The sequence below is a fragment of the Prevotella melaninogenica genome, from assembly GCF_018128065.1.
In the GTDB taxonomy this organism is placed as follows: Bacteria; Bacteroidota; Bacteroidia; order Bacteroidales; family Bacteroidaceae; genus Prevotella.
In genome coordinates this window covers 1,049,500-1,062,443 of sequence record NZ_CP072359.1, presented here as the reverse complement: position 1 = coordinate 1,062,443, position 12,944 = coordinate 1,049,500, and the positions used below count along the sequence as shown (strand labels likewise).

The window sequence follows — 12,944 nt, the reverse complement described above, 5'->3', positions numbered from 1 at the left end:
CCAACACCCAACCCACACATGACCAACGAAGAATTTGAAAAGAAATGGGCTGAAAATCGCAAAGAGATTCTTGCCAACAACGAAGAGTATCAACGTATTGCTCGCAGCTATAATGGTTCGGGATGGATTGATTATGTCATCTTCATTGCAGGTTTTGTTATCTGCGAGAACTATACAAAGACTATTGTAAACAGTATCGTAGTCCAATATCTCCTTGCCCTTGTTGGCATGATCTTGATATGGTTGGGCTATCGCCTTATCAAGAGCCTATTCAATAGCAAGCAAACATTAGCAGAACTCGAAGAAAAGATAAAGCAACAATACAAAGATTCTATTAGTGATTAATCCACATACATGGTATGATTAGCCTCAATTAGGTGGTTTTATAAAGGGGGATAAACTACATGACAAATGTAATTAGGTGCAACGTCTATCTGTCTTTTACAAACAGTTTATTCCCATATAATTGATTTATTTGTAAACTATTTTCATACAGTTTGTCTTATAGCAGATTTACTTCACATCATTTTAACATTTAAAATTCAAAATGGGAAGTAAACATTCTAAACACAGAACATTCAGTGAGAACTTTATTCTCACTTTACTTCGTGAGTATTACTCATCCGAAGTGTCAATTAATTTCATCTGTCGTAAGTACGACATTAATAGTGCCAGCTTTTATCAATGGCAAAAAAAGTATGATTTAGATGAAAAAAAGCTATCTTTGTCGCATGATATTATTACTAAAGTAAAAGCTATGCGTAGTAAGAAAGATATGGAGAAAGCCCCTCTAAGCCGTGAGGAAGAGCTTGAAGAACAAGTATCCAATTTGAAGAAAGCTTTGGAGTATTCTGAACTTCGCAATCAAGGGTTGATGAAAGTCATAGAGATAAGCAGTAAGGAATACGGGGAGGATTTGCTAAAAAAAGCTGGCGCCAAGCAGTAGACAGCCTTCGAGTCAGCAACCCTCGTTTATCAATAGGTCTGCTGAGTGGACTGTTTGGCAAGACTCGTGAAGGCTATTACTCTGTGAGTAAGGAGAAGAGGGAACGCCGTAAACTTACTGAGAAAATTGTCGTACGTGCAGTAATGGATGTTCGTGCAGATGCTCCTCGCATAGGTGCACAGAAACTTTTGCACATGCTTATGGATATCTATCCTGGCTTAATGCCTGGGCGCGACAGGTTCTACCAGCTAATGCACAAGCATCACCTTATGCTGAAGCCATCCAGATGTCGCCACACCACGAACTCCAATCACAACTATTTCAAGTATAAGAACACGGCAAAAGGAATGGTTCTTACACGTCCTGCACAACTCTGGGTAGCAGACATCACGTATATAGATACTGAGGATGGTGTGGTCTATCTTCACCTCATAACCGATGCCTTCACTCATGAGATAATCGGATGGAAGCTTTCTGACAGTCTGCAGGCTGTCAATACGCTTGCTGCCCTAGACATGGCAATAGAACAGTCACAGGGTATGGATCTCTCGCTGATGACGCACCACTCTGATCGTGGGGTTCAATACTGCAGCAACGCCTACGTGGCAAGGCTGGAGAGTATACACTCAGGCATAAGCATGACTGAAGACTACAACCCTACAGATAATGCAATCGCCGAAAGAGTGAACGGAATAATAAAGCAAGAGTGGCTCTACCACATGAAACGACCGAAGAACCTCGATGATGCACGATGCATCATTGCCGGTATCATAGACTTCTACAACAATAAGAGACCCCATATGAGCAACGGCATGCTTACGCCAAGACAAATGAGGGAAAGGCACTGCAATGCGGCATAAGGGTTTCTGTGCTTTTCATGGTATTAAATTTTGTAAGTTGAAGGAAAAATATTAACTTTGAACATGTGCTACACACGTTCGGACTTCATTGTCAAAGTTTATGACTATGTAAAGCGAATCAGTAAAGTTTCCATGGGGATGTAAAGCTGTTCAGGAAGCAAGTAAAAAATGTGTAAACCAATTCAGTAACAATAAACAAAAAAGTGTGAAGTAAATTTAGGCATAGTCAGTTCAAAGCCAATACATGCTCTTTTGGATTCTTAAAGACGCCCAATTGACTTGCAAAAGATGCCCTTTAAGACCCTTACTAACGCCCTTTTGAAGTCCAATTAAGCACCTTTTATTTTACGGCTTTATAACCAATTGATTCCCTGTTGGTTACAAACTATCTTCGTATATGTATTTTTGCCGTTAGTTATAGATGTTTTCTTCGAAATTATGTAATGATTTTTCAAACCTCACCTACATATTTTCGAAGTCTAAAAAGAGATAATTTTCAATGTCAGAGGATGATAACAGGATAGAATGTTGACTATCTTAGCCAAGTTTTTGTTTAGTGAGTAACTTTGGTTCTTCCGTTAAAGTGATACGAAAAGCGTCCACACATTTAACGGAAGAACAATGAATATGACTTATAGAGTAATCATAATTATGAATTGTGAATTATGAATTATGAATTATCTTCGCTTTTTTTCTCCTTTGCTGGTGGCAATATAAGGTTTAAGATAACGCCCACCATAGCTGAAAGTCCAATACCACTAATAGAGAAGCTACCCCACTGCAACACAGCACCACCGATACCCATTGTCAACGTAACAGAGATAATAATGATATTACGTGTACGGTTGAGGTCAACCTTATGCTGAACAAGGTTCTGAACACCTACGGATGCGATTGTACCGAAAAGCAATAACATAATACCACCCAAGACAGCAGGAGGAATACTCTGTAAAAGAGCACTCAACTTTCCAATTACTGAGAAGACAATAGCAGTCGCTGCCGAAATACGGATTACCTGAGGATTAGTTACTTTCGTAATACTCATTGCTCCTGTCACCTCACTATAAGTTGTCACAGGAGGACCACCAAAGATACAGGCAGCCAAACAAGCCAAACCATCACCTAACATCGTACGATGCAAACCAGGCGACTTTGTGAAGTCTTTACCCGCAACAGCACTTACCACATAGACATCACCCACATGCTCAATCACAGGAGCTATCGCCACAGGAATCATATAAAGGAAAGGCTCCCAAGCAAATTGTGGCAACTGAAAATGCACCAATGCAGGCGGTAAAGCAAACCAAGGAGCAGCCTCTACTCCCGAGAAATCTACAATCCCCATACATGCTGCTACAAGATAACCTACTGCGATACCACAGATAACAGGTACTAACTTCATCAAACCACGCCCCATAGAGAGAACCGTCACAGCTGTACCCAACGAGATAAAGGCTATAAGCCAGTTTGTCTTCGCCATATCTACTGCTGCCTTTGACAGAGAAAGACCAATCAGAATGATGACAGGACCAATCACAACGGGTGGGAAGAGTTTGTCTAACAGCTTCTTTCCTTGCCATTTAATCAGTGCTGACATCACGAAATAAACAAGTGCAACACCAGCTATTCCTGCCAATGTTCCGGGCATACCCCACTGTTTTGAAGCAGAAATTATAGGAGCAATGAAAGCAAAGGAAGAACCTAAAAAAATAGGAACCTTACCTTTCGTAACCAAATGAAAGATAAATGTTCCTAAACCTGCTGTGAATAACGCTGTTGCTGGGTCAAGTCCCACGAGCAAAGGGACGAGAACAGTAGCGCCGAAAGCTACAAAGAGGAATTGCACTCCCACAATGGTCTTTCGTGCTGGCGATAGTTGTAAATTACTCATGTAAAGAATGATTTTTATTAGTATTTACCAGAGATGTATTAATACGTATTCAACTTGCAAAAGTATAAAAAATGTACGTTATTGTGGTTAAAAAAGGAGAAAAAATGCCTTTTAGATTGAAAAAGTACTCTTTTACATACTCCAATGCCATTCTTTTTGTATCTTTGACGGCATATTTTAATATTAAATCACACAAAATCACTATGGCTAAAAGACTTTTATACATTTCATTATTACTTTTATTTGTTAGTTGCGCCCAATCTAATAAACAGTCTAACAAAGTTTCTCAAAGTCTTGAAACAGCAGCTAAAGAGACTGAGCCTAACTATCAGCTATCTAAAGAAGAAACAAATTTCGTTTCAAATTCAAACACTTTCAGTCTGAAGCTGTTCCAACTTTTATCCAATAAGAAAAGTAAGGGGAGCGTAACCTTTTCACCGATGGCAGTGATTTATTCGCTGAACATGCTTAACAATGGTGCTAATGGAAAGTCGCAGGAAGTCATTTCAAAAGCTCTTGGCTACTCAACGAAAGACCTTCAGACAATTAATGCGCTTGACAGAAAGATGCTTATTGGTCAGAGAAAGGAAAATGCCAACGCAAAAGATGATCCTCAAGGATATATGATTACAGCTAATTTCCTGACACTTCACGAACAAACGAAGGTTTTACCCGATTTCCAAGAAGTCTTAGAACACTTTTATTTTACCAATATAATCAACGCTGCCAACACTCCCCAAGGCAAAGAAAAAGCTAACAAACTCTGCAAAACAATAACTAAAGGGCAGATTCAGACCTTACCAGTTAAATTTACAGGCTTACGAGCTGCACAACTTATTAATGCCGTAACGCTGAAAGCTACTTGGACTTCACCTTTCGACAAGAATGAAACTAAGCCGATGCCATTCTATACAGAGGATGGTAAAACCAGGCAGATTGATATGATGAAGAACTTTGATTCTAAGAAAGTATATCAGGGATATACGGGAAAAGATTATCAAGTGCTACGTATGCCTTTAGAGAATGGTTTTCTGATGTATGCTATCCTTCCTCTGAAGAAGAATAAATTGCAAGATATCATCCGCACATTAACGGTCAAAGAGCTACAAAAAATATCTCAGAGCACAAAAGTATATGATTATATAGACATCCTTTTTCCACGCTTTAACACTTCATTAAATATCCCTATGAAGCAGCTATATGGGAAAATGGGGTTAGGTAGCCTTTTCTCTTCTGAAGCAGATTTCAGTAAAATGAGTTCTCAACCATTGGTTATTGACGATGTATTCCAGCAGATAAGCTTGAATATTAATGAAAATGGAGTCAGTGCAAAAGCTGTTCAAGTGACACAAATCGATGCATTATCAGCAATAGTGAAGCCTACGGAGTTCACTTTCAAAGCTGACCATCCTTTCCTTTATTACATCCTTGATAAATACAACAACATCTGTTTCATGGGACAATATATGGGTAACTAAAATCTTTCTTGACATACGAAAAGGACTCTCCATTTCGCTATCCCCATGCAGAAAAGCGTAAAGTGAGTTTTTTCAAGAATATAAGAATTTACTTTCAAGCTAATAAATATTTCTATTCACAAAAAAATAATCTAACAAAACTACCCTAATAGATTGAGAGCGATTAGTAATCGCTCTTTTTTTTATGAATAATGTGAAACCTACTATTATAAGATAACTGCGCAAACTTTTATATGATAATTTCATTTCACAAGTTGAAATAGATACCAAAAAATGAGGAATAATCATTAATAAACAAAAAAAATACCAATTAATGGGTATTGTGACACTTAATAAATTTAATTAACTTTGCAGCGGATATACAAACCTGTTATCCATATTTTCAAAATTAAAAAGAGGCTTACCTTCTTAGTGACAAAATAAGTAAACATGTCACAGTTGAACCACAAAGCTCAACAATTAAAAAGAAGTGTTATAAGTCCCATTATTTTCTTATGCATTATACAACAAAGATGCTGCCTCTGCTCCTTGCACTGACAACAGTCAATGGGTATGCTCAAACAAAACAAGACACATTGGTGCAGTCGAAGAGTGTACTAACAGATTCGGTTCACAAACTAACAGAGGTGGTAGTACGTTCAAATCAAATGTTAGGAAGTAAGTTTGAAGCCAGTAACCGTACGGGTTCAGCCTATTACATCTCTCCTGCTGAGATTCTAAAATTTGGATATACGGATATAAACCGTATGTTGAAGAGCGTTCCTGGTGTGAACGTATATGAAGAAGATGGTTACGGTCTGCGTCCGAATATCAGTTTGCGTGGTACGAAGGCTGAGCGTAGTGAACGTATCTCACTGATGGAAGATGGCGTACTGGCAGCTCCTGCCCCTTATGCAGCACCAGCAGCCTACTATTTCCCAAATGCAGGACGTATGTATGCTGTCGAGGTATTGAAGGGTAGTAGTCAGGTGCAATACGGTCCGTTTACGACTGGTGGTGCCATCAATATGGTTTCTACACCTATCCCTTCTAAGTTTACAGCACGTCTGAATACCTCTTACGGCAGCTATAACACGCTGAAATCATATGTAAGTATCGGTAATGGCTATAAGCATACAGGCTTCTTAGTAGAATACCTACGCTATCAGTCGGATGGCTTCCGTAAGGATGAGCCAAATGAGCGTACAGGTTTTAAACGTAATGACCTTATAGCAAAGTTCTTGGTACGTACGAATAAGGACGAAGGTGTAAACCATTTGCTTGAACTGAAGTTTGGTTTTGCGAATGAAACATCTGACGAAACCTACTTGGGATTATCAGAGAGCGATTTTGCTCAGCGTCCTTACTTCCGCTATGCAGGTGCACAGAAGGACAACCTCAAGACACGTCACACTCAGTGGGTAGCAACCTATCTGATTGAGTCGGGTAACAAATGGAAGATAACGACTAATTTATATTATAACTATTTCTTCCGTAACTGGTACAAACTCAACGAAGTGCGAGCAGGTATCACCAAGGCTGAGCGTCGTTCCATTTCTGAAGTACTGGCAGATCCTGAAACCAATCACGATTACTTTGATATTGTCACTGGTAAGAAAAACTATGCAGGAGAAGCATTGATGGTACGAGCCAACAACCGTGTGTATCATTCACGTGGCGTACAGTCTAAAGCAGAATACCGTACCAAGCTATGGAATGGATATCTAACAGCTGAGATAGGTTTGCGCTATCATACTGACAGTGAAGACCGTTTTCAGCATGACGACGGCTATGCTATGCAGGATGGCAAGATGAGTCTGTTCCTTGCAGGTTTACCTGGTAGCCAGGCAAATCGTATCACCACAGCTCACGCCTTTTCAGGCTACTGGATGGGAAAATGGTCGAAGGGTATTGTCACCTTGAACGTAGGTATGCGCTATGAAGATGTAGAACTATTAAATCGCAATTACACCACATCCGATCCTCGTCGCACAGGTAAGATACGCATCGAAACACCTAACCACGCACGTGCTGTCCTTCCTGGTTTAGGTCTCAACATTAAAGTGATGCCAATTCTTTCAATCATAGGTGGAATCCACAAGGGTTTTGCTCCTCCAAGTGCCACACTTAATCAGAAAGCAGAAAGCAGTGTGAACATTGAGTCAGGGCTTCGTCTGACAACTAAGAACTTACGCTGCGAGATGATAGCCTTTGTCAACAACTATTCAAATATGTTAGGAAGCGACCTTGCTGCACAGGGTGGTCAGGGTACGCTTGAACAGTTCAATGTAGGCAAGGCAATGGTGAATGGTCTTGAATTCTTATGTTCTTATCATCCAATTCCACGCCATTGGGGTTTCCAACTCCCTATACAGCTATCATACACCTATACTAATACCAAGATGAAAAATGACTTTGTTAGTTCAGCATGGGGTTCAGTCGTCTATGGTGATGAGATACCTTATATATATAAGCATGCCTTCAATGCACAAATAGGATTGGAGCATAAATGGTTGGAAGCTAACTTCGGTGCTCGCTACAATGGCGATATGAGAACAGCACCTGGTCATGGACGCATCGCAGAGCGTGAGAAGATTCCTGCACATCTCATCTTGGATGCTTCAGTAAAGGGACATGTCAACAAAAACTGACACTTACACTGAATGCCATCAATCTCGCTAATAAAAGTATCTTGTGTCACGTCATCCATCAGGACTGCGTGCAGGTCATCCATTTGGTATCTATGGAGGATTACAGTTGAAACTGTAACGTACCAAGTGAAATCATAGTTGATAGAATAAATAGAATCATTATTATAGAACAGTAATGTACAGACTTACAAAATTAAATAAAGTACTGACAATAGTCTTGTCCCTCTTCTGTGTTCTTACAGCAGCAGCACAGACAGCTGATACGGTTTCGGGAACGGTAAAGGATGAACAGGGAGAAGCACTCATTGGTGCATACGTGGAGGCGATTGAAACGAAGGTAAAAACCGTAACAGACGTTGACGGTCACTTTACTATCAAGGCATCTGCTGGTCAAACGCTTCGCGCAAGCTATGTCGGAATGATTGGTAAAAGCGTAAAGATAACAGGTAGCCAAAAACTGGATATCGTCCTAAAAAGCGACAGCCGACAGATTGATGAGGTTGTCGTAACGGGTTATCAAAATATCCGCAACCGTGTTTATACAGGTGCAGCAACATCCGTTAAAATGGATGATATTAAACTTGAAGGTATAGCTGACGTTTCGCGTATGCTCGAAGGTCGCGTACCAGGTTTGTCCATCCAAAATATCTCTGGAACATTCGGTTCAGCTCCCCGCATCAACATCCGTGGTGGTGCCTCTATAATTGGTAACGTACAGCCATTATGGGTGATTGACGGTGCTGTGTATGAAGACCTTGTACACCTTAGCCTTGATCAGTTGGCTTCTGGAGATGCAGTAACGCTCATCAGTTCAGCTGTATCGGGGCTTAATCCCGCAGATATTCAAGACATACAAGTGCTCAAGGATGCTTCAGCTACCTCTGTTTATGGTGCCCGTGCGCTGAATGGTGTGATTGTTGTCACCACTAAGACTGGACGCAGAGATACACCATTGCGTGTGACTTACTCTACAGAGAATACGATACGAATGAAACCTCGTTACAGTAGCTTCGACTTACTTAACTCGCAAGAGACAATGTCACTATATCAGGAAATGAACGACAAGGGTTACTTCGGTATCAGCAATTCACTTTATGGTCGCCGAAGTGGAATCTTCTATCAGCTTTACAAGGCGGTGAGTACTATCAACCCTGCTACGGGTGAATACTATCTGCCAAACACACCTGAAGCAAGACTTAACTTCCTTCGCCAGCGTGAGTATGCCAATACTGACTGGTTCAACCTCTTATTCACATTGAATCCTGTCACCAATCATGCTATTACACTCTCTGGTGGTGGTAAGAACTCAGCTACCTATGCATCAATTGGTTACTATCACGATGCTGGGTGGACGATTGCCGATAAAGTAAGCCGACTAACAGCCAATTTGAAGAATACCTACTATATCAATGACAAGCTGACAACAACGCTCAGCGTACAGGGTAATATTCGTTCACAGAAGGCGCCAGGCACGATGCCACAGCGTAAGAACAGTACAATCGGTGTCTTTGAACGCGACTTTGACATCAACCCCTTCTCTTATGCTCTCGGCACAAGTCGCACACTTAGCCCCTACAATGAGGATGGAAGCCTGTCCTTTTATCGCAATAACTGGGCACCTTTCAACATCTTTAACGAGTATGCTAACAATAAGATGAACATTGATGTGCTTGATTTCAAGATACAGGGAGAAGCAACTTACAAAATCAACAACAACCTTGCTCTCAAGACCTTACTCTCAACTCGTCATGCTCATACCAGCACAAAACACGAGATACACGAGGGGTCAAACATCATTCAGGCATTCAGAGCCAACGAGAATCCTTATGTTGCACAGCAAAACATCTATCTGGTGCACGATAAGGACAATCCACAACTACAGCCTAAGGTAGGACTACCAAATGGTGGTATCTACAATAAGACTGAAGCTACGCTTAAGAGCTTCCTTGCACGTCTTGCCTTAGACTTCGACAAACGCATTCAGGAGCATGATATCAAAGGTTTTGCTTTCTCTGAGTTCCGCTCTGCTGTCCGCACGACTAACCCTTTCCAAGGTTATGGAATACAGTATGACCGTGGCAATCAGATATATACTAATCCTTTGATATTTAACAAACTAATCAATGAAGGAAGTGACTATTTCAACCTACATAAACGTACAGATCGTGGCGTAACATTCTCTTTCAACGGCACCTATGGCTATGCTGGTAAGTATGTATTCAATACTGTCCTCAATGTTGAAGGCTCCAACACTTCGGGTAAAGGTGCACGCGCATTGTGGTTACCAACCTGGAATGTGGGTGGAAAATGGAATATTGACCAGGAAAACTTTATGAAGGAAAACAAGACTATTTCTCGCCTTGCCCTGCGTGTCAGCTATGGACTTACCGCCAAAATGAACGAAGAGGCTATCAATGCCAACTCTATCTATAAGAGCGGTATTGTAAACCGTCATTCTTTAGACGACAGAGAGAGTAAATTCAATATTCGACATCTCGAAAACCGTGACTTGACTTGGGAGAAGATGTATGAATTGAATATTGGTGCGGAGTTAGGACTCTTTGAAAACCGCATTAGTACGACATTGGACGTCTACCAGCGTAACACTTTCGACCTCATTGACCTTGTACGTACATCAGGTGTAGGTGGACAATATTATAAGTATGCCAACTTCGGTGACATGCGTACACAAGGTATTGAGTTGGGTATTCATACAAAAAATATCCTTACTGAGGACTTCAAGTGGACTACCAGCCTTACTGTGAGCGCAATGAACCAAAAGATTACACGTCTTTTGAATAGTCCGAATGCCTTTGATATGGTGGCAGGAAGAGGTCGTGGCAATATCGTGAATTACCCACGTGGTTCCCTCTTCTCCTTTAATTTCCAAGGGCTCAACAATCAGGGACTGCCAACTTTCGACTTCGGACGTTATCCCATGAACCAAAGCGAGCTCTCAAAGATTGCGGGTGCCGACTTCCTTGATGCACAGTATGCTAAGACCTATCTTATTTACCATGGTCCGATAGAGCCTCGTGTCATCGGTGGTCTATCTAACACTCTGAAGTATAAGAACTGGGAACTTTCTTTCTTCCTCACAGTTCAAGCTGGTAATAAGATTCGACTGAATCCAACTTTTGATCCAGAGTTTGGTGATTTAAACGTCTTCTCTAAGTCATACTATAATCGTTGGCTCAACCCTGGTGATGAGTACAAAACAGATGTACCTGTGCTCCCATCTCAGGAACTCATTGCTGCAGTAGGTAAAGAGAATATAGAACGTGCCTACAATACCTATAACTTCTCACAGAAACAGGTAGCTGATGGTAGTTTTGTACGTATGAAGAATATCTCTTTGGCATATACCGTTCCAGAGAACTTCCTCAAAAAGATACGTCTCCACTCTATGAATCTGAACTTGAATCTGACAAATCCTTTCCTGCTCTATTCGGACAAGAAACTGAAAGGACAAGACCCAGAGTATTACAAGTCAGGTGGTGTATCAATGCCTACACCAAAGCAGTACACAATAACGTTGAACGTTGGTTTCTAACACAACAGAATATGAAGACAAAGATATATTTATTACTGTTTACAGCAGCTGCTTTTCTGTTCAGCAGCTGTAACGATTACCTTGACAAGAGTCCTGATTCAGAACTTGATGTCGAGATTGACTCCGAAGATAAGATAGCAGAACTACTTACGGGTGCTTACCCTGAAGCAAGCTATATTCCTTTCCTCGAACCACGAACAGACAACGTGGCTGAACGTGTTAACGGTATTCACTCACGTCTGAATGAGGCAATGTATTTCTGGGAGGACTACGACCAGGAAGACCTTGACACTCCGTTGAACTATTGGAACGCTTGCTATAAAGGTATTGCACAGGCAAATAAGGCACTTGAGTTGCTCAGTCATTATCCTAAGACTGAGCGCGTGAAGGCTCTATATGGCGAAGCATTCCTCCTTAGAGCCTATCTCCATTTTATGTTGGTTAATATTTGGTCTGAACCTTATGGTGGGAAATCTACCGACATGGGTATTCCTTATATCACAAAACCAGAGAAGCATGCCCTTGTTAACTATGAGCGTGGAACGGTGAGTGAAGTATATGACCAGATTGAAAAGGACTTGAAGCTAGGTATTTCTTTGGTATCAGACAAATTCTACAAGCACCCTAAGTTCCATTTCAATAAGCGTGCAGCTTATGCCTTTGCGTCTCGTTTCTACTTGATGAAAGGTGATTGGAAGACGGTTGTTGCCTATGCTGATTATGTCTTGGGCGGTGATCCGAAGCAGATGTTACGTCCTTGGAGGCAGTATGCTAATACATACGAGTTTAATCACAATAACCTTTTCCGCCGATATAATGCAACTGATGAACCTGCCAATCTGTTGATGACTACAACAGAGTCACGTCTGGCACGCACAATACCAACAGAAAAGTATGGTCCTACAATTACAACCGTTGACAAGGTATTTGCACAGACAGGTATAGAAGGTGCACGTGATTATGAAAAAATGAACTTCATCGGCACATACATCTTCACTGCTTCACCAGCACCAGTAACAACTGGTCGCTATCTCTCTAAATTTGATGAACTATCAAACGTAGAGAGTACAGGGTCTAAACCACGTGGTCTTTTTGTAACCAATATTCTCTTTACCGTTGATGAAGTCCTCTTAAACCGTATGGAGGCTTATGCTATGCTCAAAGAATACAACCGTGCTATTGATGACTATCTGCAGTATATGCAAGGCAAGTTTGGTTTCTTCCCTTCTATAGAACGCTCTGTCTATACCTCTACCAACAGCCAAAACTATAACATTTACACACCATTCTATGGTCTGACACTGAAACAGCTGGCAATGATAAAACTCTTCCTCGACTTCCGTCGCAAGGAGTTCTATCAAGAAGGCTTACGTTGGTTTGATATCCGTCGCTTCCATCTGGCTGTGAAACGTTCATCCAAGAGTTCCTATTACTTCCCTTTGGAGAAAGACGATCCACGTAAGGTATTACAGATACCAGCAGAAGCTATTCAGCGTGGTCTTGCCCCTAATCCAAGAGAACGTAATGAACCGATTAGATAATATGTCAGTTTCAGAAAATACATCAGATGATGCAGATAAAAAAGT

7 protein-coding genes and 1 pseudogene are annotated in these 12,944 nt (G+C 41.0%); 7 read left to right on the top strand and 1 reads right to left on the bottom strand.

Features of this window, described 5'->3' with window-relative positions; genetic code table 11:
- Positions 1–18: 18 nt before the first annotated feature.
- The 3 genes from J5A56_RS04335 (at position 19) to J5A56_RS04325 (ending at position 1,806) form a co-directional block, all read left to right on the top strand.
- Entirely contained in the window at positions 19–345 is a 327-nt protein-coding gene (locus J5A56_RS04335) for a hypothetical protein (RefSeq protein WP_021671054.1), read from the top strand.
- Between the two features lie 202 nt (positions 346–547).
- Entirely contained in the window at positions 548–946 is a 399-nt protein-coding gene (locus J5A56_RS04330) for a transposase (protein WP_211815441.1), read from the top strand.
- Positions 904–1,806: an IS3 family transposase gene (locus tag J5A56_RS04325; protein ID WP_211815502.1), complete on the top strand. Its 903-nt coding sequence runs from the start codon at positions 904–906 to the stop codon at positions 1,804–1,806. The genes J5A56_RS04330 and J5A56_RS04325 overlap by 43 nt, the downstream gene beginning before the upstream one ends.
- 670 nt (positions 1,807–2,476) lie before the next feature.
- Here the strand turns inward: J5A56_RS04325 and J5A56_RS04320 are convergent.
- The gene (locus tag J5A56_RS04320) at positions 2,477–3,697 is read right to left on the bottom strand and encodes a uracil-xanthine permease family protein (protein ID WP_021671647.1); all 1,221 of its coding nucleotides are present in this window, start codon (positions 3,695–3,697) and stop codon (positions 2,477–2,479) included.
- A gap of 203 nt (positions 3,698–3,900) precedes the next feature.
- On the opposite strand from J5A56_RS04320, the gene J5A56_RS04315 reads away from it, so the two are divergent.
- The 4 genes and pseudogenes from J5A56_RS04315 (at position 3,901) to J5A56_RS04300 (ending at position 12,899) form a co-directional block, all read left to right on the top strand.
- Positions 3,901–5,175: a serpin family protein gene (locus J5A56_RS04315; RefSeq protein ID WP_036919619.1), complete on the top strand. Its 1,275-nt coding sequence runs from the start codon at positions 3,901–3,903 to the stop codon at positions 5,173–5,175.
- A 494-nt stretch (positions 5,176–5,669) separates the two neighbouring features.
- A pseudogene (locus J5A56_RS04310) lies at positions 5,670–7,923 on the top strand (TonB-dependent receptor family protein).
- A gap of 57 nt (positions 7,924–7,980) precedes the next feature.
- The gene (locus J5A56_RS04305) at positions 7,981–11,358 is read left to right on the top strand and encodes a SusC/RagA family TonB-linked outer membrane protein (protein ID WP_021671651.1); all 3,378 of its coding nucleotides are present in this window, start codon (positions 7,981–7,983) and stop codon (positions 11,356–11,358) included.
- Between the two features lie 11 nt (positions 11,359–11,369).
- A complete protein-coding gene (locus tag J5A56_RS04300; protein ID WP_021671652.1) occupies positions 11,370–12,899 on the top strand; it encodes a RagB/SusD family nutrient uptake outer membrane protein in 1,530 nt (509 codons plus the stop codon).
- Positions 12,900–12,944 lie beyond the last annotated feature (45 nt).

Bases quoted from the DNA above. Each gene is read 5' to 3' on its own strand.
- J5A56_RS04335 (WP_021671054.1), top strand. From the start codon at position 19: ATGACCAACGAAGAATTTGAAAAGAAATGGGCTGAAAATCGCAAAGAG.
- J5A56_RS04330 (WP_211815441.1), top strand. From the start codon at position 548: ATGGGAAGTAAACATTCTAAACACAGAACATTCAGTGAGAACTTTATT.
- J5A56_RS04320 (WP_021671647.1), bottom strand. From the start codon at position 3,697: ATGAGTAATTTACAACTATCGCCAGCACGAAAGACCATTGTGGGAGTG.
- J5A56_RS04315 (WP_036919619.1), top strand. From the start codon at position 3,901: ATGGCTAAAAGACTTTTATACATTTCATTATTACTTTTATTTGTTAGT.
- J5A56_RS04305 (WP_021671651.1), top strand. From the start codon at position 7,981: ATGTACAGACTTACAAAATTAAATAAAGTACTGACAATAGTCTTGTCC.
- J5A56_RS04300 (WP_021671652.1), top strand. From the start codon at position 11,370: ATGAAGACAAAGATATATTTATTACTGTTTACAGCAGCTGCTTTTCTG.